Source organism: Chryseobacterium foetidum, from assembly GCF_025457425.1.
In the GTDB taxonomy this organism is placed as follows: Bacteria; Bacteroidota; Bacteroidia; order Flavobacteriales; family Weeksellaceae; genus Chryseobacterium; species Chryseobacterium foetidum.
Genome location: NZ_JAMXIA010000001.1, coordinates 1,264,238 through 1,287,256 on the forward strand (window position 1 = coordinate 1,264,238; position 23,019 = coordinate 1,287,256).

A 23,019-nucleotide genomic window follows, 5' to 3' on the forward strand; every position below is an offset into this window, starting at 1 on the left:
TTTTTGTTTCCGTTGTATTAACGTGATAAAATTAAAAAAATTATTCACGTCGAAAAGAAATTGCATCAAAAGGGTGAGTTAAATTTTAGTTAAAAAAATAGCCGGAAAATTTCCGACTATTTTATAGGTTTTTGAATGATATTAGATTTTAAAATCTGCATCAGAAACCCCTGAGTTTAAGGTTACTTTTACAGTTTTAATGCTTACTTTCTGCCCGTTTCCTTCAGCTTCAATTAATTCAGGAAATTTTAGACCGTCTACTGTCATATAACTTTTAATAAAAGCTGATCCTTCCTTGGTTTCCGACTTATACAAAAGACCGGTAGCAGCATCGAAGGCAAATTTTCCTTTGTCAGAATTTAGAACGTGATACGTTTTTCCATCGATCTGTTCGGTAGTCACCGACGTGAAATTGGATGCCTGGTAGCTTAATGCTTCAATGGTTTTAGCCTTTTTCAGTTCAGGAATTTTATCTGCCGGAATATCCATTTTCTGACCAGCCTGCTCAAAATATCCTTTTTCACCGTCAAAATACTGAACCATTTTTTGCCCCATTACAGATTGTTCAGATTTGAATTTATTTCCCATCTTTTTTGTTGTCATGCCAATCTCCATCCCTTGTACAGACATGGTATTTTCTATCAATGTAGTTTTTACGGCTTCTAATTTTGCTTTTCCGCCCAAGGCTGCAAGATAGTTATCAATTACAGTCTGCGGAGAAATTTGTGATGCCACAGCTTTAGTTTCCGGTACAGTATCAACAGTCTTTGCCGATAATGGCGATATGAAAGTGGCTGCAATTATAAATGGAAGAATGATTTTTTTCATTTGAATTAATATTTAAGATGTAAAGATAGTGCTTTTGATGCAAATCCCTGACTGAAACATTTCTGCAAATAAATCCTAATACTAAAAACAGTTTCAACTTTCCAGCATCATTTCCATTTTCTAAATAAGTACAGCAGATTATTTCAAAAATTTTTAAGTTCCAACTATACTTTAAAGGACTTTTCCTTACAATTTATTTGAGCATCAGGTTTATTAAAAATATTATTCCGAAAAAATTAATCTTTTTAAAATGTTTAAACTATTCTTTTACAAATTTTTTCGAACTAACATTTCCCTTCTTGTCTATGATTTGTAAAATATATACCCCATTTAAAAGGAAAGAAACATTAAGTTCCACCTTCTTTTCAGCATACTTAGAAGAAAAGACTTTCTGCCCAGATAAATTGAGAACAAAAACTTCTGCAATATCATTTTGAGATGTAATGTAAAGATGATCTTTTACAGGATTTGGATAAATTTTGGAGGCTTCTGGCAATTTTACAGAATCTACACTAAGATTATCTAAAGAACTTAATTTAAGGTAAGCAAAATTTCCGTTTAAAACCGCACCAGTTCCCTGCCAACATGCAGAAAAAAGGGTTCCGTAACCCGCCGCAGTGTTTGTACTCGTCACTGAATGTGTGGAAGCTGAAGCACCATTACTTCCCGTGTGGCGTATTTCAAGTATAAGATTACCTCCGCTGTAGAGATATGGCGTATCAAACATAATGTTGTAACTGAATGCATTGGGATCTCCTCCTGAAGTTAACGACCCAGCCGGTATTACCAAGGCGCCAGACCTTACCATCGTTTGTGTACCGCTAATGTTTGCCGTAAAATTGAGCTGTCGGTTAGCTGGATCTACCCCATCACTAAGATAAATCTGATAACTGCTGAAGGTAGTATCACTAGCCGGCCAAGCCACGGTCGCTGACGCTAAAAGCCTAAATGAAATGGAACTAAGATATTTACCTACAAAGGGCGTGAGCTGCGTGTCATCAATAAGCATTTGATACGTTCTCGCCGAATTTGCCAAAGGCCCTAAAAAAGTACCTGACACATTGCTATCCGGAATCACCTGCGTGGTTTGTGCTTTTGAATAGAAATCAAAATTAAACACTACAGTAAAAATACACATCATCGAAGTCATTCTGATTCTCAAAAAACGAAAAATTTCTGGCTTTGAAAAATGACTTTTGTAAACTAATAAAATTTCTCTCATATCGTAAAAATTTAATACTGAAAAAGTTACAATTTAATTTTCAAACATCAAAATGTTCATCTACTGGCATTTATATCGCAAAAATAAACCATTCATTTGTTTGCATCTCTGCGGAGACACCAGCAAACATTCCTTTCTGCGAGACATTCGACAACGAAAACTGATTGTTATGGGTACAAGAATTTTTAGAACAAGATTCTTCAATTGTCAGTGTGAATAAAAATTTGCCACAATTGTTTATTTGAGTATTTTTATTGAAATTATAGTTTGGGTTGACGCATTGAGTGAAGCCAACGAATGTTAGCAGAAATTTTAAATAAGACTATGGGATTATTCAACATTTTTAAGAAAAAAAAATCAAGTGAAAATATTGAAAAAGCAAGCTTTATTCTGAGAGGAATAGAAGAATTGTTCAAAACGCAATTAGATGAAAGGAATGAGGCTTGGATATTTGAATTTAATTCCTCAATAAAAAATTATTCTTTTGAAGAAACAGTTCCAAACTTTTTTGAAGATAGAATGGGAATGAATTATTTAAACTTATCTATAAATAATCAAAATGGGAATACGATAGATAAATTTATTGAAAAGTGTTTAGAAAAAGGTGTAGGAATTTGCATTAATGGAGTTGATAATAAATACGATTGGTTATTTACCTATGGAGAGCTTTTAGATTATTATTTAAATAAAGAATTCTATTCCAATGAAATTTCAGAACCATTTACAGGCAAGGTTATCGATAAATATCTACATGAAAGGCAAGCCAGAATAGGACAACCTTCTGAGAAATATTTGCCACAAATTGCAAGATTGCAAATTAGAAATTTATTAAGTTTGTTTGGATTAGAAAATATCAAAATTGCATTAATTTGGTGGATAGAAAGTAACAGAATAACACTCTCTTTTGAAATTTTTCCAGAAATGTTTAAAAATTCATCTGATGATTCTTTGCAATCTTTACAGGAATTCATTGGATGGTATTTGCCGAATCATTATGACATTATTTTCATTAAGGGAAATGAGGATTTTGAGATTTTATAAAAACACCGCTGCGCAAAGTCTCACGACTTTGAGCGACATCTTCAAACAATTATGAATACTCCCGAATTATTGCAAAACTAATAAAATTAACAAGCAAGGAGATTGCTTCGTACCTCGCAATGACGCAGCTAAACAACAACCTGCAATAACGAATACAAACAACAAAACCCACCAAAGCGGTGGGTTTTGATATATTTAAAAAGAAAAATTACTTCTTCAATTCTTCCAAAAACTCGTCGTGAGAGATTGCAGTTTCTTTTTTGGTCGCTTTTTCAAGGATTACGTCTTTCAACTTAGCCATAGCAACTTCAGAAGATAACTGTCTTACCTGCTCCTGGTCTTTCAACATTTCAGCAGCATATTTCTGGATTTCCTCATCACCTAAGTGGTGAATTCCGTAGATTGCCAACTGGTTTCTTACCAACTGCTCAGCCTGACCCAAAACGTCTGTGTAATCAATTTTCACATCATTTTCAGACATTAATTTGCCTTCAATGATCTGGTATTTTAACTGACTTTTTTCTGCTTCAAGAATCTCTTTAGCCTGCTCTTCAGACTGGATGTTCTGGTTTGAGAATACCAACCATTTCGTTAAGAAAGCTTCCGGAAGTTTCACTTCTTCTTTTTCTGTAACCTGCTCCAACACTTTGTTTACGAAGTGTACGTCTGCATTCTGCTGGAAATATTCGTCTAATTCAGTTTTTACCTTATCTTTAAGTTCTTCTTCAGATTTAATAGCGTCTGCACCGTAAACTTTATCGAAAAGTTCCTGGTTCAGTTCTGCTAATTTCAAGCTGTAGAAATCTTTTACTTTCACCTCAACTTCTGCGTGGTGCAAGTGCTCAGCTTCTTCTTTTGAGAAACCTAATTCTTTTGCAAGATCTTCGTTTTCAGCTAAAGTTTCTTTAGATACTTTCACAGACTCGTCCATTTTCAAAGACTTGATCAATTTGAAAGCTTCCTTGTTTTCTGCGTTGATCAAAGCACTTTTCGGAGCGTGATTGTGCTCACCTTCTGCACCTTCTTCCACTACCTGAGAAATTTCCAAAGCTACATAAGAATCTTTACCGATTTTCTCCTGAGGCTCCTGCTCTGCGAAACGCTTCTGCATGTTTTCGATGCTTTTGCTGATTTCTTTGTCTGAAGCTTCCACTTTGTAGTGAGGCGCTTCATATTTAGCAAGATCGATAGAGAATTCAGGCTCGAAACCAACTTCAAAAGCCACCTCGATTTTCTCTGCATTGTGGTTGAATTCGTTTACCGGCTGAGGAACTGGCTGACCTACCAATCTCAGTTTGTTTTCGTTTACGTAGTTATTAAGAGCATCAGAAACCTGCTTGTTGATTTCGTCGAAAGCAATTCCTGCTTCATATTGTCTTTTCACCATGCTCAAAGGCACTTTTCCTTTTCTGAATCCAGGAACCTGTGCATTTTTAGCATAGTTCATCAACTGCTTTTCTACTTTATCTTTGTAGTCAGATTTTTCTAATGTAACAGTAAGCAATGCACTTACATCATCATGATTTTGAGCTGTAACGTTCATTATCGATTAAAATTTTAGGTTGCAAAAATATGAATTTTTTATTAAAACAAGCGATTCGTTTTGTTATAATACGTTAAAATAAAAAAGACATTACCGAAATAATGTCTTTTTGTGATATTAAAATAGATGTGAATCAGATTTTAGTGTGCGTCAACCGTGATATCCACATCGCTTTCCCCTCCCTGAGTCTGACCCAACTGGTTGGTAGCTGAAGGATAATTCTGGTTTACCGCTGTTGGCCCGTGAATCAATTTGATGTTCATTTTCCCTGTAGTCTGTTTAGAATTGATTTTCCACTCAGATTTTAAACCTAATTTTTGTCCGTCTGTTCTTACGACATCATTTGAAGCTCTCATCACCACGATGTCAGCATTTGCCGGAGCGAAAGTGATGAAGTGATGATCTTTCTCTTCAATAATTTCTTCGGAAGAATGGTAATGATCGTCGTGTTTGATCTGGAAATCCAGTTCAGCCAGATAAGTGTCTCCTGTGTGTAAATGTAAATGCGCATCAGCAACACCTGAAATTACATTCACTGTCTGTACATCTGCTGCGTCGGCTTTATTCGTCAGTTTTAAAACCACTCTTCCGATTTCGTCGTGCTCATGAACATCTTCAGGAACTGCGTCGTCGTCGTTTCTACAAGAGAAGATGAATAATGCAGCGAATAAAACCAGTGTAATGTTGAATATTTTTTTCATTTTAAATTTAATTTTAAGTTTTAATAATTTGTTTACGCTTCGACAAGCTCAGCGTGACATCTCTAATAAAAGAATGTTTTGTTTTTTAACTGTCAGGCTGAGCCCGTCGAAGCCTTCCTGCTTTTCAAAAACAATCCCAAGATATTTTTTAATAATCAGAAACTGTATTTCAGAGTAACCACAAAATTCCTTCCCGATTCAAACATATAATATCTGAGACGGTTGAGATATTCGCGGTAATCTGTGTTGAAAATATTGTTGATTCTGAAGTTTAAATTCAGATTTTTTGCCACGTCTGCTCCCACCGAAGCATGGAAAAGACTGAAAGCCGCCGGCGTAGAGCTGAAATCAACGATTTCATTTCTTTCCACACCATCTTTTATAAACGTCACCGGAAGATTTCTGATTGGGAAACGGTTTTGCTTAAACGTGTTTTCGTTTTCCAGACTTACATAGAAATTTTTAGGTTGGTTTAAATTGATCTGAATTGAATTTCTCAGTTTCGCAGGCGTCATCAAAATCAGAGGTTCATTATTTGAAAGATCGTCACCTCTCAGAATACTGAATCCTGATTTCCATTTTAACTGATCCGTAATTGCCAGTTCTGCATCGGCATCAACTCCGAAAATCCTCGCTTTGATCTGCTGATAAGACCAGACAGGAAAAACACCTCGGTTGGTATTCAAAATGCCTGTCGGAATTTGGTTTACAAAATTATCAGACACCATCAGATACGGACTGGCTTCGATATGAAGACCTTTCAAAACATTAAATTTCGCAGCTAACGAAAGATTGACATTGTAAACAGTTTCTTTCTGAATGTTTAAATTTCCTTCTTCTATCACAGCCGCAGAATGGTGCAAACCATCTGAGAAAAGCTCTGCCGGATTGGGCGTTCTTTCTGCTCTTGAAAGATTCAGTTTTAATTCTAAATTTTCAAAAGGTCTGTAATCTAAACCAAGGTTTGCCGAAAAATTATGATAATCGAGAATCGGTCTCGTCAAAGTTCTGCTTCCGGATTCACTCACTTCAAACTGAGGGAAAGTGTCTGCATAATTGGCTTCCCATTTGTCTGAATCATAATATTTGTAGGCATCGTATCTGCTGAAATCGTATCTCACAGCTGCTTCGGCATTCAATTTTGAATTAAATCTGTATTTAAAAACCGAAAAGGCTCCTGCGTCATAACGGTAATAATCAGGAATTAAACGTCTCGCCTTAGTTGCCGGATTTGGATAATTATCCTGAAAAGCTCCTGAAATCCCGCTTTCCAGACTCCAGTTTGCTCTTTCCAGAAGATGAACCAGACTTGCAGAATGTGTGATTAATCTTAAATCCATGGCCGGAAGATTGCTCAGTTCGCCTCTTCTGATGTCATACTCTTTTCTTCTGTTCAGCTGAAAACTGTACTGGAAAGTCAGCTTCCCGAAATCAGCAAATCTTCTGTACGCTGAAAGTTTGGCAATGTGATGCGCCACTTCCTGCTTCGGATTGTCGATATCATAAGTAAAGTTGTCTAAATAATAAGACTGTCCGAAATTCACGGCATTGTAGAAATCTTCAGGACTCGCCAAATGCGCACCCGTGTAAATCCCGAATTCCTGATTGATTCCGCTGTACGACACATCAAATCCCTGTAGAAAACTGTGTTTCCCGAAAGAGAAATTAAAAGAATTGAATTCCTGTCCGGTATTCTGCAAAGTATAGTGCGGCATGTACAGATCGCCCGTTTTTCTGTATGAACCGCCCGTTTTTACAAACCATTGGTTCTTCCATGCTTTTGCGACATTGGCACCAATCTCACCTCCTCTACCATTTGAAATTCCTGAAAGTCTGAGGTTTCCCATGATGGTATCTTTTTTTGGTAAAACTGAAGGTTCCAAAACGACAACGCCGCCTACGCCTTCATTTCCATACTTCAACGCAGATGCACCTTTGATGACATCAATGTGCTCGAAATCGTTTACGTCAATGTTTGGAGCGTGCTCTACTCCCCACTCCTGCTCGGCCATTTTCACACCATTGTTGATGATAGAAATACGGCTTCCATAAAGTCCGCGGATAACGGGTTTTGTGATATTATTTCCCGTTTTCAAAGAGGAAACTCCTGAAATTCTGGATAAAAGATTTCCCAGATTTTCCGTGGAATTTCTTTCGATTTCAGACTTATCCAAAGTTGTCATAATTACGGAACCTTTCGTTTTGTGACTTCCGTGAATGGTAACAGTCTGAATTTCACCCGTGTGATGCTCTAATGTAATTGCCAGATGCAAATCTCTGTCGACTCCCACATTTTCAGTATAATCATCGCAGAGCGGATGTTTGGCAACGAGCTGATATTTTCCGGCAGGAATATTCGGAAAAGAGAATTTTCCCTTTTTATCGGTTTTAGTGGTAAAATCTCCTATCTTGACCTCGGCATTTTCGAGCATGTTCTTGTCGTGAAAATCCTGAACCGTTCCTTCAACAGTGTAAGTTTTCTGTGCGTTTGTTATTGCAAATCCAGAAAGAATAAGCAGTAAACTATATATCAATTTCATTGTAAATAGATAGATTATGTATGTTTCAGATCATTCATTATTATAAATGAATAACATGAAAAATACATTTCGTTAAAATTTTGAGTTGGGTTTTTTTTAACTTGAAATATAAACCTGCAGGCTCAATTTTGAACCATTAAGATTTTATTTAAGCAGTTTAGAATAATTAAGTTAAGCTTCGCTTTTTAAGGCATACTTAAAAATCTATCTGATTTTCTTAACAAAGCTTAATCCTTAAATTAAACTTAATGTTTTAAGCACATAAGTTTAACTCAATTTAAATACATCATGCATTTAGAATTATTCAAACTTTGAAAAATTTAAAGCAAAAAAAATCCGAAAAAGAATCTATTGATTATGAAATTGTGGGAGGTCCCCGAAGTTGGAATGTAAATTTAGTTTGTGACCAGATTTTTTCCTGTACAGCTAAAATCTGCTCTGCTTCATGCGTATGTTTGATCAAAGTGAAACTAAATTCCTGCGGTAAAACGGTATTTCCAGTGGCTAAAAAGTGACACGCGAGACAGTCGCCGGCTTTTTCTTTGGCTTCTGTTTTGGAAATAGAATTTTCTGATTTTTTGAAGTTGAAACCTGCAAAAACATCTGAAGAGTCATGACTGTGAAAGCTTGAAGAAAACAAGGCAAAGAAATATATCCCAAACATCAGTTTGGAGATAAAGCTCTTGAGTTGTCTGCTTTCCTTAAAAATCATCGGACAAAAATAAGGATAATATTTTAAAATTAAATTACAATATTATGTTAAATGAGGTTTGTGATGTTGCGGGAAGATTAAATTTGAGCAAATTTCACTTTTTTGTAATTAGTTGATATTTGTAAATCAAATGTGTCGCTTCTACAGAGCTGTAATTTTATAATATCTCTATTTTACAAAGGTGTTCGATCTTCTGGAGCAATCTATATTTCACAAAAAAAGATGAACCGAAGCCCATCTTTTATTATTATTTTTCTTAAATTAATCCAACTGCGTTCCCAAATGCTCCCATTCCTGCAAAGCAAGATCAAGTTCTTCTTTGGTTTTGTTGTATTTTTCTAAAGTTTCTTCTGATGGATTGTCTTTTGTAAAAGAAACTTCGTAGTTTTCGATTGCTGTTTCCAGCTCGGAAATTTTTTCTTCTACTTTTTTCAGTTTGTTCTGAATGCTTTTTTGCTCTTTAGTTACAATTACATTGGACTGAACTTCAATCTTTGGCTCAGACTTGACCTTAACCTCAACCTTAGCCTCATCACCATGAAGTTTTGCTTTTTCTGCAGAAATCTCTCTGATGGATTCTTTCTGCCTGAACTCCAGATATTCGTTGATGTCGCCTAAGAATTCTTTCATTTTACCGTCACGGAATTCGTAGATTTTATCGCAAAGCCCCTGTAAAAATTCTCTGTCGTGAGAAATTACAATCAAAGTACCTTCAAATTTCTGCAAAGCCAGTTTGATAATCTCCTTAGACTGAATATCCAGGTGATTGGTAGGCTCATCCATAATCAACGTGTTGAAAGGACGTAACAACAATTTGCAAAGAGCCAGACGGTTTCTTTCTCCTCCGGAAAGTACTTTTGTCTTTTTATTCACCGCTTCCCCCTGAAAAAGAAACGAACCTAATAAATCTCTTACTCTTGGTCTGGTTTCTTCGGTTGCAGAATCTTCAGCTTCTTCCTGAACGGTTTTATTCGGCGTTAAAACTTCTTCCTGATTCTGAGCAAAATAGCCGATGTTCACGTTGTGCCCCAAGTTCCAGTCTCCGGAATAATCTTTAATATCTCCGGCAAGAATTTTAGCTAAAGTCGTTTTTCCCTGACCGTTTTGTCCGAGAAGGGCAATTCTGTCGCCACGCTGGACGATGAAATCTACATCATCAAAAATCTGTTTCTGGCCGTACGCTTTTCCAAGATTTTCGGCTTCGAAAATAACTTTTCCGGGAACCTGTGACTGCACGAAACGGATATTGAATTTTGAAACGTCTTCATTATCAATTTCAATACGCTCGATTTTATCTAATTTTTTAATCAAAGACTGGGCAAAAGAAGCTTTGGTAGCACTCGCACGGAATTTATTGATGTTATCTTCCATCTGCTTGATCTCCGCATCCTGATTTTTCTTGGCCTGAACCAGTTTTTCACGACGGTCTTCACGCATCACCAAATATTTGGAATAATTGGCCTTGTAATCGTCCACTTTTCTGTTGTTGACATCAAAAGTTCGGTTACAGACTGCCGTCATAAACTGTTTGTCGTGACTCACCAATACAATTCCTCCGGGATAATCCTTCAAAAAGTTTTCGAGCCAGATGATGGATTCCATATCGAGGTGGTTGGTAGGCTCATCGAGAAGCATCAAATCGTTTTTCTGAAGAAGCAATTTTGCAAGTTCGATTCTCATTCTCCAACCTCCGGAAAACTCGTCTGTTATTTTTTGAAAATCATCTGCTTTAAAGCCAAGACCAAACAATACTTTTTCGATATCACCTTCAAGATTATAGGCGTCGTGGTGCATCAAAAGGTCATTCAAATCGGTCATTCTGTTGATGAGATCTGTGTAGGCATCGCTTTCGTAATCGGTTCTTACGGTCAGCTGGTGGTTGATCTCCTCCAGTTCTTCTTTCCACGCATTGATTTGTTCAAAGGCCTGCATGGTTTCGTTCCAGACGGTTCTTCCTTTCACAAAATCAAGATCCTGTTTTAGAAAACCAATGGTGATATTGCCTTCGGGAACAACATTTCCTTCGTAGAAGGTAATTTCTCCGGAAAGCATTTTCAGAAGTGTGGATTTTCCGGCTCCGTTTTTACCGACCAAACCGATTTTATCATCTTTTTTGATGGTAAAATTGACGTTTTGAAACAAATAATTTCCTGAATGATGTAATCCTAAACCCTGAACCGAAAGCATTTGAAATGAGTATTATAAAGTGAATATTAAAGATGAATCTTTTTCGGGTGCAAAAGTACGGAAAAATTTAAGATTTAAAATAAAAGAAGTCTGAACGAAAGAATTGAACGATGTTTTAGAAACATTATGAAAAAATTAAAAGCATTTCATTTTTTAAACGAGAAAAAAAATCACCAAAAAACGAGGCTGTTTTCAACAAAAAATTCCGCAGTGCTACGGAATTATAATCTGATGTCTACAGTAAAAATATCATGAATAATAGCGTAAATCACAATTCCGATTGAGTTTTTTACACCTAATTTTTCTATAATCCTTTGACGGTGACTTTCCACAGTTCTGGGGCTGATAAATAATTTCTCAGCAATTTCTTTATTGGTTAATTCCTGACAAATCAGCTGTACGACGTCTTTCTCACGGTCAGAAAGCTCATCTTCAATTGTAAAAAGTGATTTCTGCTTTACCACATTGTTTTTAAATGTTGCAAGCATTTTCAAATCTTCCTCAGAAAGGTAAACTCCTTTGTTGTGAACATTTTTGATGGCTTCCAGAAATGTTTTCCTGTCTGAATTTTTGGGAAGAAAAGCAGAAACCCCGAGCTTGATCATGTGTCCGAAAACTGAAGTTTTATAATGTGATGAAAGAATAATAATCTTTAAGTCAGGATATTTATTTTTGAGGATTTCCACCAGTTGAAAACCATCCATCGGCAACATCTGAATATCAGACAAAACAATATCCGGAAAATCTTCAGGTGAAGACTCTTCAAGCATCTTCAGAAAACTTTCGCCATCGTTTGCGGTAAAGTTTACTTTGATTTGCTTATCACTTGACAGCAGCATTTTTACACCTTCCAAAATCAGCTGCTCGTCGTCTACCATTACAATTTTGATGATCTCATTCATTATTCAAAGGTATTTTTATAATCAGTCTGGTGCCTTTTCCGATAACGCTTTTCCATTTGAAAACAGCGTCGAGTGACTGTAATCTTGATTCGATATTTTTAATTCCCATTCCCTTTTTTACCAATTCATAATCGAAACCTTTTCCGTTATCCGAAATGACTACAAAAAGAATATTTTCTGAATCTCTCAACAAAATTTTCACGTTTTCAGCTTCAGAATGTTTAATCACATTCGTTGTAAATTCCTGAATAATACGATAGATCTGAACTTCTGTAAAAATATTTTTGGTCTGATAAGGTTTCAGTTCAAAAAGTGATATTTCGATTTTTTTGGAAAGATTAGCAATCAGTTCTTCAACATAAAGAATAAATCCCAACTTTTCCAGATTAACAGGATATAAATTATGCGAAATCTTTCTTGCAGAATCTACCAGTTCTTTAATCTGACCATTGATCACTTCCGAAGCCTTTTCGTCTTCGATTTCGATATTCTGCAACCACAGTGAAAGAATATTTAAGCGGTTTCCAAGGTCGTCGTGCACAGCAACGGCTATTCTTTTCCGTTCTTCTTCCTGAGCTTTCACATTTTCGAGAGCCAAATCTTTTTCATGCTGAATATCTGCAAGATTTTGGGCATCTTTTTCTTTAATGATACGGTCTACAAAGGTTTTATAGGCTACCAAAATAAAGATGAGAATAACTGCGATCATCACAATTATCAAAAAGAAGAGCTTTATATTTAATGTTATTTCTTTAATTTTAAAAATGTATATAAGATTAAACTATATAAAACTGCTGCAAAAAAAGTATTGAAAATACCAATCAAAGCATAATCTTCCTTAGACAGGTCCTGAAGCTGCTGCTGTATCACAAAATTGAATACAGAAACAGAATAATAAAAAAATATCCCCAAGTCTGCAAAGAAAAACCTTTCTATTTTTTTTCCATTTCTGATCTGCATAATTAAAAATATCCCTGCAAGACAGATAATGGTGATGTTTGAAATTACTTTTGCAATATCATGATTGAAATTGATATTGAAACCAAAAATGACAGTCAGAAACGCCAATGCCAAAAAAGCTGATGACGCAACAAATATTTTATTTAGTTTTAATTTACTGCAAAACAAACTGGTGAGCAGAAAAAAATCTCCGGCAATGTAGATTGGGTACATAAATAATGTATTTTTAAACCCTAAACCTGTGCTTAGAAACCAAACTGTCATTTCAATAAAAAAGAGGAAAAGCATATAAAAAATATAAAACTTTTCATTTTTAACAAAATAACTGTATTTTCCGAATCCTAATACTGTATTTATAAAAAGCAAGAGATAGTTTAAATATAAAAAAACTTCGTAAAAAGTATACATTGCTGTTTTCGTTTATCCTAAATCGAAGATCTGCCCATTCGGAGGACAAGGTTTTGCAAAATCAAATGTGTTTGATTCTACTTCTATACTCTGATTACTTAAGTTGTCGGGTGCTGAAATGAAGATCATTGCGGGAAGTTGTTTCTGGTAAATTTCTGAAAATTTCAACCCAAATACCGAGATAAACATAACCCCTTCCTTTACTTCAAATATTTGTTCTTTGGGTACATAGAATTTAGTAAAAATATCCGTTCCTTGATTTCTCTGTTCTGAATAAAACCAGTCGAAAGCATTATTTTGCCATAATTCTATCGCATCCAACGCTTTTTCCTGCTGTAAAACGGGTTTATTGTAAATCGGAAGAAACACATCCGAATCGCTGTCTGCCGTTCTCATTTTGGTGGACAAAACAGACTTTTTCACAACCGTGTACGTCAGTTTTTCTATAAGACAAAGATCCTTATTTAAAGTCTCAAATGATGAATATGAATACTCACTAAGACTTACAGGATATCCTACTTTATCAAGCGGAATAGGAATCATGACCAGTTCGTCATTTTCTGTAATGCCAATTTGAACACAAAAATCATCATTATCATTACGGTTTTTAATGATTTCAATCTGTTCCCTGTAAAGATTAAAAACTGAATTTTGTTTGAAGAGCTGCTCAATTCTGATCATGTCCTGACGACTTTCAGACCATCTGTTGACAGCGTCGGAAAACTGCTGAGGGGTTAATATTCCCATGTATAAAGTTTTTGGTTTGGTTTTTATTCAGTAAAAATACCTAATCTCAACAATCTACACAAACCGCTTATGTAAAAAAGGAAAATTAATAGTTTTTTACCGTCACATGAAAGCAGCTCTGCTGTTTTTCTTTGATGTAATAGATGCGGCCTAAATTGTAATAGTATTTCAAAACCTTTTCCAAAGCTTCCTCCAGTTTGGGATTACTTCTGTGAACGCCATTAAAACGCACGTAGGAAATATCGAAAGAGTTGCCATAATTGTGCGAACTTATCCCGAGACTTGCATTGGTATTTACCTTTCGAAGTCTGCACTGATCTTCGAGCGTTCTTGTAACTGAAGTCACCGTAAAATAAGAGCCGCCTGTATTTTTGCTGAATCTGGAGCCCATTTTTTCAAGACTTTGGTACGCTTTTGAAACGAGCCATGCCCTGCTGTAATCCAACTTCTGAACCCTGAAGCCTTTTCCCGATTTTTTAACCTTGTGAAGCTTTCCGTTGTTCACGTATTTCTGAACAGTGGAAGTGTTTTTCAGAATCTTAATATTAAAACCTTTCGAAGCATCCAAATGAGGTTTGTAAAGCATGGTGGGCTCTACTTTCAGAATTTCGTTCAGGTCGTAACAGGGCAGACTTTCTTTTTTCTTCGCCTGACTGAAAAACAGGGTTGCAGAACTTAAAAAAACGACAAAAGACAATTTCCTCATTACAATAGTTTATCCCGGTGTACGGCAAAAATAATGTTTTTCTTTTTTATGAAATTCCCAGATAGAAATTTGATCATCAAAAAAAGGTATTTCTAAAACTAAAATAATTCTATGAATATTTTAAATTAAATAATAATAAACGATTATCAGTGAAGACAACACCACACAAAAATCATTATGTGAATAAAATCACCAAAACAGATATTAAAAAACATCAAAACAGACATAATTTTACGAATAATTTATTTTTGTACATTCGCTGCCTTAATTAAAAAATACAATACTCGATGATTTCAAACACTTCAAAATTTGTTGCCGAAATGTTCGGCACCATGGTTCTCGTTCTAATGGGTTGCGGAAGCGCCGTTATCGCAGGTGCAGACGGCACAACCGGCGTTGGACTTTTAGGAATTTCATTCGCATTTGGTCTCAGCGTTGTGGCGATGGCTTATGCAATTGGTCACATTTCCGGTTGTCACATCAATCCCGCAATTTCAATCGCAATGGTTGCGGCTGGTAGAATGAAAATGAGTGAGGCATCCCGTTATATCGTTGCCCAAATTATCGGAGCCATCATCGGAGCCGGAATTCTTTATCTGATTTTCACCAATCATCCAGGAGCAGAGATGAAAGAATGGGCTTTAGGGTCTAACGGCTGGGGAGAAGGATATCTTGACGCTTACAATATGACAGCGGCTTTGGTTGCTGAATTTGTTTTCACATTTATTTTCCTGATGGTCATTTTAGGATCAACTTCTACAAAAAACATCAACGGTGGATTTGCCGGTTTAGCAATCGGACTGGCTTTGGTTCTGATTCATATTGTCGGAATTAAAATCACCGGAGTTTCTGTAAATCCTGCAAGAAGCATCGGACCTGCGATTTTTGCAGGTGGTAAAGCACTTTCTCAATTGTGGCTGTTTGTTGCAGCTCCGGTTTTGGGAGGTATCGCTGCGGCGTTTACCTATAATCTACTTATAGAAAGACCTGAAAGAGCTTAAGATTATTCGGTTTTAAAAATCAATTCCTGCTTTACAATGTTAAAGCAGGAATTTTTATTTTGTCTTCTTGATCTCGAAAGGATTTTTAAAGATCAGTTCTTCATGTTTTCCTTTGATTTCCATTTTTCTGTACAAAAGATTTAAAGCCATTTTTCGGATGAACAAATCTTTATCGGTAAGATTCCAATACAGATCTTCATGTACTTTTTTGGGCTGTCGGATGAGATAAAATTCTGTTTCCCACGAATCAACGTTGTGATAAAACTCGATAATTCCGCAGTGTTCCGGAATTGTTGAATGCTCTATCATTCCCATCGGTAACAGAAAACTGAACGAATTGCAAATATAATCGCCGCAGCAGATTTTGTCGTGTTTCAGAAATTTTTCGCCTGTCGAACTGTTGACGTACGATTTTTTAAAATCATTTTTAAAATCACTTTTAGATAGCTTGATTTCAATTTCATGACTGAAACCCTCTGAATTGATGATCAAAATATCTGCTTCCCAATCTGCCTGAAAATGATTGGTCAGCACAATTTCTTTCTCAAAATCGCATTGAGAATGAATGTAGGCGTGAACAAGTTCTTCTATCTTTAATTTCATGGGAATTTAAATTTCAAATATTAAACTGACTTTTTGAAAACAAAGTGCACTATGTTTTTTTTACAACTAACTGTTTTAGTTTCACAAAGCCGTTTGACTACGTCGAATCTCTGATTTCACTTATATGAGTACAATACTTTTATAAAAACAAAATTTATGTTACTGAAATATTTTGAATCTTGAATCTTGAATCTTAAATTTTAAATCTTAAATCTTGAATCAGGAAACGAGAAGACTGCATCCACGAATATCCGAATGGTCGATTCTTCCCAAAACCTGAAATTTACTTTCGGGAAGTGTTTTACCCAAATCCTGAGTTGCAATAAATGAACATGAATGAATATTCGCCAAATCAATGATATTGATAGCTCCCGTCCTGCCCTCTTTTTCGTAACTGAAAGGATCTTCCACATTTCTTACCAAAACGCGCATCCAGTTGGGGCATTGATAGGTATTTTCTCCCAAAGAATAAGCCTGCGAAAGCAGTTCTGTCATGGAATATTCTGAATAAATTTTATCGGTTTTAAAACCATCCTGCAGAATTTTCAGCAATTCATCTTTTGTCATTTCTTCTTTTCTGCCCTTCATACCACCGGTTTCTATAAGAGTTAAAGTGGAAGAATGGTTTAGTGGTTTAGTGTTAGAATTACAGTAATCCAAAAAGTCTAAAAGGGCAAATGAGACGCCGAAAAGAATCACTTTTTTGTCTTTCAGTTCATTTAGAAGTTGAAATAAATCTTCGTGGTTGTACAGAAAATAGCCGTTCTCAAGCTTGTTTGATTTCTTCATCAAAAAATCAACCATGTAAATCAGAGATGAATTTTGTTTCTCTAAATAACTTGGCAATAAACCTAAAAAAATAAAATCTTCGGGCTTTCCGATAAACTGTTCAAAGCTTTTGTAAATACTTTTCTCGTACAAATCTGTATCGGCGATGAAATGTTTAGACAAATTCATCTGCGTTGTTCCTGAACTTTGAAAAAACAAATCCGCAGACGCATTTTTATCTAAAATCTGATGATTTTTAAACATTTCAATCGGCAAAAACGGAATTTTCGCAACCTCAATTACATTTTCAGGATTAATTTTAAGATAATCCACAAACTTTCTGTAAACCTCAACATTTTCATATTGAAATCTGAAAGTTTCAAGACAGGCAGTCAGAAAATCTTCGTCAGTTTGTATGTCAAAAATATTTTTCAAAAAAATCTAAATTGGTTTTTGATTCAAAATGAATCAATTAATATATTATATTAAAATAATTCACAATTAATTTATGCTTATTCACCAAATTTGGTCAGGTATTTGCAAAACAACCGGCGGAATATGGATTAGGAATAAGGGCTGTAGAACCCTTCATTCGGAAATTACCTCTTTTAGGGGTAATTTTTTTTGTCCGTCCGCTTCAAAAGTTTTCAGTTCAAAATCGTGCTCAAAAACACCATAGGTAAAATAAGAAATCCAGTCTCCCAGATTGACGTATTTTGAGTTTTCATTTAAATTTAAAATCATTGGCAAATGTCTGTGACCGTAAATAAAATAGTCGATTTTCTCAGTTTCCAGTTTCTTTTTGGAATAGATGATTAAAAACTCTTTGTCTTCACCTAAAAAAGCTTTGTCTTCGTCACCGGAAATCATTTTGTTTTTCTGAGACATGTACAGTGCAATTTTCATCGCAATATCCGGATGAAGCCATCTGAAAAACCACTGTGCGATTGGGTTGGTAAAGACTTTTTTCATCCTTTTATAACCTTTATCGCCGGGCCCCAAACCATCGCCGTGAGCAAGCAGAAACTGCTTTCCGCCCATTTCAAAATACTGTTTTTTATAAAAAACGGTGCATCCAATTTCTTCTTCCAGATAATCTTTCATCCACAGATCGTGGTTTCCGACAAAAAAATAAACCTGAATTCCGTGGTCTTTTAATTCTGCAATTTTACCTAAAACCCGCACATATCCTTTGGGAATAACGTGATTCCACTCATGCCAGAAATCAAATAAATCGCCCATCAAAAACAGAACCTGCGCATCTTCCTTAATCTGATTCATCCAACGGATAAATTTTTCCTCACGCAGTTTGCTTTCCTTCGGATTCGGCGCACCGAAATGCTGATCTGAAGCAAAATAAACTTTCTTTCCGGGTTCGATACTGATGGTTGTTTTAAGCACTTTTCAGAATTTAATTTAGCTCAAAAATTATTGATTATCTTCTGCAAACCATTCTCCGTAAGAGTTTTCGGTCTCGTGAAGTTTAAGATAGGCCAAAGAAATTCCTTCCGGAAGTTTTGCTTTTACTTTTGCAGCGATGGCGTACAACATATTTTCGCAGGTTGGTTGAAAATTACAGTAAATCACTTTCTGACCTTTGTTTTCAAGCTCCTCGCCCATTTCTCTGTGCGGAGAAACGCCGTTAATTAAGACCGCATGATCCCAAACATCTACGATTTCAGCTTTCACAATGGTTTTTATATCTCCGAAATCTACGACCATTCCATTCTTTGGATTTTCAAGATCATTGATTGGTTTTCCCTTTACAGTAACGAAAAGTTTGTAAGAATGCCCGTGCATATTTTTACATTTCCCGTCATAATTGTACAAAACATGAGCAGTTTCGAAAGTAAAAATTTTTGTAATACGTATCATGGTGCAAAGATAGGGAAATTCGATATTTAAAAGAATGCCTCTGCAACGACTTTAGTATTTATTCCTGCAAATCAGGATACAGCGAACAAAGCAACCAGCAGAAGAATTGGGAATAAAATAATAAAAATGGGGAGAAAAAGATTGAGGATAGCTTTCCACACTGAAAATTTCTGAACTTCTGAAAGCCCGATGACCATAAAAACAAGCGTTGTAACTGAAAGAATCATTTCGATACATAATGACACCCAAAACACAACAGTTCCGAATATACTTCCAGAATCATAATCTGCATCCCTGAAAACATCGACTCCAAAAACGGCCATTTGAGGAATGAGAAATGCCAATGCAAAGATTGAGGGAATCATTGCATAAGCCATCATTCTATAAATGGATGATGTATTTCCGGCACCATTCAGCCATTTCCCCGTCCAGCTAAGCAGCGCAGCGTAGATGAAAAATGAGATCCACCCCAAAGCACCACCTACGAAAAAGCATGTCAGAATAATATAAGGAAGAGAAGTTTTATCCCCCATATTTTTGGTGGAAGCCTGATCAAAAGCCCTTACAACGCCAGCGAAAAACATGAGAATATAAAAATACTTTTCGTACTTTGTATCGTTTATAAATTTAAAAATCTTTCTGGGTTGAGTCCAGATTTTTGTGAAAATATCTTTATCCGTAAGAGAATCGTACTTTTCAAACTCTTCAAACTGGCTGTTGGTAAAATCGTTTTCCATGGTTTTTTTGTTGCACGAAAGTAAAGATATTTTTCAGAAATCAGATTAATTCCAGCCAATTCTCATCCAGTCTTTTGACCTTTTGGGTTTGTCTGTCGATAAAAACCCAAAGTGTTGAAGAATCTACCACCAAAATATCATTACAGTAGAACTCTACTTTTCTTGGCTGACGAATTCCTTCCGGCGGTTTAGGATAGGTTCTGATGGTAATTATATCTCCCAGATAAACCTGTTTTTTATATTGAATATGATGATCGACCAACATCCAGATATCTTTCGGAAAACCTAATTTGTCTTTTACTGTATCCCAGTGTTCACCTGCAATTTCCTCAACCCACTTCACGTACTGAACGTTGTTGACGTGATTATTCTGGTCAATATGTTCTTCAGTAATCTGTATTTCTTTCTCGAAAATCAAACTCATACTCAAAGATAAAGATTTCTTTTTTTTAATTAAAAATCAGAAATCATTTTTTCATCTTTCGGAGAAAATTATTATTTTAGTTTTATAAAACACACAAATGATTTTAGATGTATTCTTCCCGAATCGATGCATTCACTGCAGCCGTATAATTGATGACAACCAGCTTGTTTGTGAACTTTGTTTTGAACATATTCATTTCACCCACTACAATTATTTTTCATCCAACAACCTTAAAGAAAGATGCAGACTGTTGTTTCCAATAGAAAATGCTTTCGCCCTGATGCAGTTTGAAAAAGAAAATTTAAGCAGAAAAATCATCCACGAACTTAAATACAAAAGCAGGAAAAATGCCGGAAAAGTCTTAGCTGAATGGACGGGTGAACAGTTAGATTTTAAAAATCACAAACCGGATCTTTTGGTTACCGTTCCGCTTCATCCAAAGAAACTAAAGGAAAGAGGTTATAATCAGCTTCATCTTTTTACTGAAACCTTGTCGAAGTTTTATGAAATTCCATTCAGCCATGATTTAATTAAAAGAAATCATTATTCAAAAGCTCAGGCTTTGAAAGACAAACAACACCGTCTGGAAACTTTAAATACTTTTTCAATAACCAGAAAAATTTCAAATCAACATATTTTGCTGATTGACGATGTTTTTACCACCGGAAATACTTTGGCGACCGTCGCGTGGGAAATTTTGAAAGTAGGAAACAATAAAATCAGCGTTTTGGTAATGGCGATGGATGAATAATGCAGGAAGTGGAAGCTGGGTGATGGAAGTTTTCACACAACCAATTCAACTATCTCTGTAGTTTTTCTCCGTAGCTTAAATCTCCGGCGTCGCCTAAGCCTGGTGTGATGTAGCCTTTTGAAGTTAAATTTTCGTCGATTGCTCCGACCCAGATTTTTGCTTGAGGATAAGCTTTTTCGATGGTTTCAACACCTTGTCTGGAGGCGATTGCAGCTACAATGTGAAGTTGAGTCGGTGTTCCGTTGGTTAATAAATCTTTGATGGCTTCAATGAGAGAAGCTCCGGTTGCGAGCATTGGATCTGCAACGATTAATGGTCGTCCGTCGATATTCGGGCACGTCAGATAATCCTGTTTTATTGAAAAATAATCGTTGGCATCGTGTTTTCTGTAAGCTGCCACGAAGCCACAGTCTGCTTTATCGAGATAATTTAAAATCCCTTCAAACAAAGGAACTCCAGCTCTTAAAATGGTAGTGATGACAGGCTGGACGGCAATTTCTTTCACTTTAAGTTTATCCAAAGGAGTCTGAATTTCAACTTCTTTCGTTTCTAAATCTTTAGAAATTTCAAAGGCGGCAATTTCCCCTATTCTTTCCATATTTCTGCGGAATCTCATTCGGTCTTGCTGAACATCGACGTTTCGAAGTTCGTTGATCCAGGAATTAACTAATGAAAACTGTTGTGAAAGGATTATTGTCATCGTTTTAATTAAGATTTAAACAAAATTATAAAATTAAAAACAAAAATCCCTCTTAGAAAATCTAAAAGGGATTGGTAAAATTATTTTTGTCTGAAATAAACTTCAATCGGAACTCCGGTAAACCCGAACTGCTTTCTCAATTGGTTTTCAGTAAATCGCTTGTAAGGCTCTTTCACGTACTGCGGCAGGTTACAGAAGAATACAAACTGCGGCGACGGCGTTGGAAGCTGCACACAATATTTGATTTTGATGTACTTTCCTTTATTTGCCGGCGGTGGCATTGCTTCAAAAATCGGAAGCATTACTTCGTTTAATTTTGAAGTTTTGATTTTCTTCTTACGGTCTTCATAAACAATCATTGCCATTTCTACCGTCTTCAGAATCCTTTGTTTCGTTAAAGCCGAAACAAACAGAATGGGAACATCACTGAACTGTCCGATTTTTTCCTTGATTGAGTTTTCAAAATCTCTCACTGTATTGGTTTTTTTATCTTCCACCAAATCCCATTTGTTCACTACAATTACAATTCCTTTTCTGTTTTTCTGAGCCAAACCGAAAATGTTCATATCCTGAGATTCCCATCCTAAAGTTGCATCAACCATAATGATCACCACGTCAGAATATTCAATTGAACGGATAGAACGCATTACAGAATAGAACTCTAAGTCTTCATTCACTTTGGATTTCCTTCTCATCCCTGCGGTATCAACCAACACAAACTCATGTCCGAATTTATTGTAAAGCGTTTGAATACTGTCTCTTGTAGTTCCTGCAACGTCAGTCACAATATTTCTTTCTGTATCAAGCAAAGCATTCGTCATCGTAGATTTCCCAACATTTGGACGGCCGGCAATGGTGATTTTTGGCAGACCTTCAAAAGGATCTTTGTAATCTGTCGTCGGGAAATCTCTTACGATATCATCCAGAATTTCTCCTGTTCCTGATCCGGTAGCAGATGATAAAGTGTAGTATTTATCGATTCCCAGCTGATAAAATTCTGTAGCATCCACCTCTTCTTTGGCAGAATCTACTTTGTTGATGACGATGTAAGTGGGTTTGTTTGATCTTCTCAGCATTTCGTGGATTTCGTAATCCGTATCTGTAAGACCTTCTTCCACATTTAACATAAAAATGATTGAAGTAGCTTCATCAATCGCTAACTGAACCTGTTTTGAAATTTCTTCCTGAAACACGTCATCGTTATTCACATCATAACCACCTGTATCAATCACGGTAAATTCTACACCATTCCAGTCAGATTTTCCGTAATGACGGTCTCTGGTAACTCCGGCAGTAGAGTCTACAATAGCCTCTCTCCTTTCTAAAAATCGATTAAATAACGTGGATTTTCCTACGTTGGGGCGCCCAACAATAGCAACAATATTTGACATAAAAAATGTTTAATAATCCTTCGGCAAAGCGACAGGACAAGATTATCAATGAGTTACTCCAACTTTTGGAGCTCAATTTTTTGCAAAGGTAAGCTAATTTTATCAAAATGAAGGTTTTAAAAAAAATTCAAATTAATATTGAAATTTAATTCAAAAATAAATTGATTTAAAATAAGCTTAAAATTAAACCTCTGTATTTCAATAATTAAAGAGAATGAAGCATGAAATTTCGTTTTGAAATTTTTATTTTTAAAATAAATTATATAATTTCG

General features: G+C 35.7%; 23 protein-coding genes. 3 read left to right on the forward strand and 20 right to left on the reverse strand.

The genetic code is table 11. The features are described 5' to 3' along the window. Nucleotides 1-141 precede the first annotated feature (141 nt). Both NG809_RS05985 and NG809_RS05990 read right to left on the reverse strand, forming a co-directional pair. The gene (locus NG809_RS05985) at nt 142-828 is read right to left on the reverse strand and encodes a hypothetical protein (RefSeq protein WP_262148923.1); all 687 of its coding nucleotides are present in this window, start codon (nt 826-828) and stop codon (nt 142-144) included. Between the two features lie 259 nt (nt 829-1,087). Continuing rightward, a complete protein-coding gene (locus tag NG809_RS05990) occupies nt 1,088-2,050 on the reverse strand; it encodes a T9SS type A sorting domain-containing protein (protein WP_262148925.1) in 963 nt (320 codons plus the stop codon). 297 nt (nt 2,051-2,347) lie between these two features. Between NG809_RS05990 and NG809_RS05995 the strand changes: the two genes are divergently transcribed. Further along, nucleotides 2,348-3,091, forward strand: a complete 744-nt coding sequence (locus NG809_RS05995) for a hypothetical protein (RefSeq protein ID WP_262148927.1) — start codon at nt 2,348-2,350, stop codon at nt 3,089-3,091. A 208-nt stretch (nt 3,092-3,299) separates the two neighbouring features. Here NG809_RS05995 and NG809_RS06000 read toward each other — a convergent pair whose 3' ends face one another. From NG809_RS06000 to NG809_RS06045, 10 genes are all read right to left on the reverse strand, one after another. Next, a complete protein-coding gene (locus tag NG809_RS06000) occupies nt 3,300-4,634 on the reverse strand; it encodes a trigger factor (RefSeq protein WP_262148929.1) in 1,335 nt (444 codons plus the stop codon). 140 nt (nt 4,635-4,774) lie between these two features. Continuing rightward, nucleotides 4,775-5,335, reverse strand: a complete 561-nt coding sequence (locus tag NG809_RS06005; protein WP_262148931.1) for a hypothetical protein — start codon at nt 5,333-5,335, stop codon at nt 4,775-4,777. 155 nt (nt 5,336-5,490) lie between these two features. Next, entirely contained in the window at nt 5,491-7,875 is a 2,385-nt protein-coding gene (locus NG809_RS06010) for a TonB-dependent receptor (RefSeq protein WP_262148933.1), read from the reverse strand. 355 nt (nt 7,876-8,230) lie between these two features. Next, nucleotides 8,231-8,587 carry a hypothetical protein gene (locus NG809_RS06015; RefSeq protein WP_262148935.1) on the reverse strand — a complete coding sequence of 119 codons (357 nt, stop codon included), beginning with the start codon at nt 8,585-8,587 and terminating at the stop codon, nt 8,231-8,233. A gap of 261 nt (nt 8,588-8,848) precedes the next feature. Then, entirely contained in the window at nt 8,849-10,774 is a 1,926-nt protein-coding gene (locus tag NG809_RS06020) for an ABC-F family ATP-binding cassette domain-containing protein (protein WP_262148936.1), read from the reverse strand. 221 nt (nt 10,775-10,995) lie between these two features. Beyond that, entirely contained in the window at nt 10,996-11,676 is a 681-nt protein-coding gene (locus tag NG809_RS06025) for a response regulator transcription factor (protein WP_262148937.1), read from the reverse strand. Further along, nucleotides 11,669-12,385, reverse strand: coding sequence for a sensor histidine kinase (locus NG809_RS06030; RefSeq protein WP_262148939.1), 717 nt, complete (start codon nt 12,383-12,385; stop codon nt 11,669-11,671). Before NG809_RS06030 ends, NG809_RS06025 begins: the two co-directional genes overlap by 8 nt. Before the next feature lie 35 nt (nt 12,386-12,420). Then, a complete protein-coding gene (locus NG809_RS06035) occupies nt 12,421-12,924 on the reverse strand; it encodes a hypothetical protein (RefSeq protein WP_262148940.1) in 504 nt (167 codons plus the stop codon). Nucleotides 12,925-13,056: 132 nt separating this feature from the next. Next, nucleotides 13,057-13,791, reverse strand: coding sequence for a hypothetical protein (locus NG809_RS06040; RefSeq protein ID WP_262148942.1), 735 nt, complete (start codon nt 13,789-13,791; stop codon nt 13,057-13,059). Nucleotides 13,792-13,876: 85 nt separating this feature from the next. Then, on the reverse strand, nt 13,877-14,497 hold the full coding sequence (locus NG809_RS06045; RefSeq protein ID WP_262148944.1) for a DUF5715 family protein: 621 nt from the start codon (nt 14,495-14,497) through the stop codon (nt 13,877-13,879). A 287-nt stretch (nt 14,498-14,784) separates the two neighbouring features. Between NG809_RS06045 and aqpZ the strand changes: the two genes are divergently transcribed. Next, nucleotides 14,785-15,498, forward strand: coding sequence for an aquaporin Z (aqpZ, locus tag NG809_RS06050; protein WP_262148946.1), 714 nt, complete (start codon nt 14,785-14,787; stop codon nt 15,496-15,498). A gap of 54 nt (nt 15,499-15,552) precedes the next feature. Here aqpZ and NG809_RS06055 read toward each other — a convergent pair whose 3' ends face one another. From NG809_RS06055 to NG809_RS06080, 6 genes are all read right to left on the reverse strand, one after another. Beyond that, nucleotides 15,553-16,101 carry a hypothetical protein gene (locus NG809_RS06055; protein ID WP_262148948.1) on the reverse strand — a complete coding sequence of 183 codons (549 nt, stop codon included), beginning with the start codon at nt 16,099-16,101 and terminating at the stop codon, nt 15,553-15,555. Between the two features lie 219 nt (nt 16,102-16,320). After that, nucleotides 16,321-17,304 carry a LuxE/PaaK family acyltransferase gene (locus tag NG809_RS06060; RefSeq protein ID WP_262148950.1) on the reverse strand — a complete coding sequence of 328 codons (984 nt, stop codon included), beginning with the start codon at nt 17,302-17,304 and terminating at the stop codon, nt 16,321-16,323. A gap of 153 nt (nt 17,305-17,457) precedes the next feature. After that, nucleotides 17,458-18,270: a UDP-2,3-diacylglucosamine diphosphatase gene (locus NG809_RS06065; protein WP_262148952.1), complete on the reverse strand. Its 813-nt coding sequence runs from the start codon at nt 18,268-18,270 to the stop codon at nt 17,458-17,460. Between the two features lie 27 nt (nt 18,271-18,297). Continuing rightward, entirely contained in the window at nt 18,298-18,744 is a 447-nt protein-coding gene (locus NG809_RS06070; RefSeq protein ID WP_056084526.1) for a 6-pyruvoyl trahydropterin synthase family protein, read from the reverse strand. Nucleotides 18,745-18,815: 71 nt separating this feature from the next. Next, nucleotides 18,816-19,481: a Yip1 family protein gene (locus tag NG809_RS06075; RefSeq protein WP_262148955.1), complete on the reverse strand. Its 666-nt coding sequence runs from the start codon at nt 19,479-19,481 to the stop codon at nt 18,816-18,818. A gap of 40 nt (nt 19,482-19,521) precedes the next feature. Further along, nucleotides 19,522-19,905 carry an acyl-CoA thioesterase gene (locus NG809_RS06080; RefSeq protein WP_262148957.1) on the reverse strand — a complete coding sequence of 128 codons (384 nt, stop codon included), beginning with the start codon at nt 19,903-19,905 and terminating at the stop codon, nt 19,522-19,524. A 97-nt stretch (nt 19,906-20,002) separates the two neighbouring features. Here NG809_RS06080 and NG809_RS06085 point away from each other — a divergent pair, with 97 nt between their 5' ends. Then, entirely contained in the window at nt 20,003-20,656 is a 654-nt protein-coding gene (locus NG809_RS06085) for a ComF family protein (RefSeq protein WP_262148959.1), read from the forward strand. A gap of 49 nt (nt 20,657-20,705) precedes the next feature. On the opposite strand, the gene upp is transcribed toward NG809_RS06085, so the two are convergent. Further along, the gene (upp, locus tag NG809_RS06090; RefSeq protein WP_262148961.1) at nt 20,706-21,356 is read right to left on the reverse strand and encodes a uracil phosphoribosyltransferase; all 651 of its coding nucleotides are present in this window, start codon (nt 21,354-21,356) and stop codon (nt 20,706-20,708) included. A gap of 80 nt (nt 21,357-21,436) precedes the next feature. Continuing rightward, nucleotides 21,437-22,747, reverse strand: coding sequence for a ribosome biogenesis GTPase Der (gene der / locus NG809_RS06095; RefSeq protein WP_262148963.1), 1,311 nt, complete (start codon nt 22,745-22,747; stop codon nt 21,437-21,439). Nucleotides 22,748-23,019: the final 272 nt, after the last annotated feature.

Coding starts and splice junctions, on each gene's coding strand:
- NG809_RS05985 (WP_262148923.1), bottom strand. CDS start 828: ATGAAAAAAATCATTCTTCCATTTATAATTGCAGCCACTTTCATATCG.
- NG809_RS05990 (WP_262148925.1), bottom strand. CDS start 2,050: ATGAGAGAAATTTTATTAGTTTACAAAAGTCATTTTTCAAAGCCAGAA.
- NG809_RS05995 (WP_262148927.1), top strand. CDS start 2,348: ATGTTAGCAGAAATTTTAAATAAGACTATGGGATTATTCAACATTTTT.
- NG809_RS06000 (WP_262148929.1), bottom strand. CDS start 4,634: ATGAACGTTACAGCTCAAAATCATGATGATGTAAGTGCATTGCTTACT.
- NG809_RS06005 (WP_262148931.1), bottom strand. CDS start 5,335: ATGAAAAAAATATTCAACATTACACTGGTTTTATTCGCTGCATTATTC.
- NG809_RS06010 (WP_262148933.1), bottom strand. CDS start 7,875: ATGAAATTGATATATAGTTTACTGCTTATTCTTTCTGGATTTGCAATA.
- NG809_RS06015 (WP_262148935.1), bottom strand. CDS start 8,587: ATGATTTTTAAGGAAAGCAGACAACTCAAGAGCTTTATCTCCAAACTG.
- NG809_RS06020 (WP_262148936.1), bottom strand. CDS start 10,774: ATGCTTTCGGTTCAGGGTTTAGGATTACATCATTCAGGAAATTATTTG.
- NG809_RS06025 (WP_262148937.1), bottom strand. CDS start 11,676: ATGAATGAGATCATCAAAATTGTAATGGTAGACGACGAGCAGCTGATT.
- NG809_RS06030 (WP_262148939.1), bottom strand. CDS start 12,385: ATGATCGCAGTTATTCTCATCTTTATTTTGGTAGCCTATAAAACCTTT.
- NG809_RS06035 (WP_262148940.1), bottom strand. CDS start 12,924: ATGCTTTTCCTCTTTTTTATTGAAATGACAGTTTGGTTTCTAAGCACA.
- NG809_RS06040 (WP_262148942.1), bottom strand. CDS start 13,791: ATGGGAATATTAACCCCTCAGCAGTTTTCCGACGCTGTCAACAGATGG.
- NG809_RS06045 (WP_262148944.1), bottom strand. CDS start 14,497: ATGAGGAAATTGTCTTTTGTCGTTTTTTTAAGTTCTGCAACCCTGTTT.
- aqpZ (WP_262148946.1), top strand. CDS start 14,785: ATGATTTCAAACACTTCAAAATTTGTTGCCGAAATGTTCGGCACCATG.
- NG809_RS06055 (WP_262148948.1), bottom strand. CDS start 16,101: ATGAAATTAAAGATAGAAGAACTTGTTCACGCCTACATTCATTCTCAA.
- NG809_RS06070 (WP_056084526.1), bottom strand. CDS start 18,744: ATGATACGTATTACAAAAATTTTTACTTTCGAAACTGCTCATGTTTTG.
- NG809_RS06075 (WP_262148955.1), bottom strand. CDS start 19,481: ATGGAAAACGATTTTACCAACAGCCAGTTTGAAGAGTTTGAAAAGTAC.
- NG809_RS06080 (WP_262148957.1), bottom strand. CDS start 19,905: ATGAGTTTGATTTTCGAGAAAGAAATACAGATTACTGAAGAACATATT.
- NG809_RS06085 (WP_262148959.1), top strand. CDS start 20,003: ATGATTTTAGATGTATTCTTCCCGAATCGATGCATTCACTGCAGCCGT.
- upp (WP_262148961.1), bottom strand. CDS start 21,356: ATGACAATAATCCTTTCACAACAGTTTTCATTAGTTAATTCCTGGATC.
- der (WP_262148963.1), bottom strand. CDS start 22,747: ATGTCAAATATTGTTGCTATTGTTGGGCGCCCCAACGTAGGAAAATCC.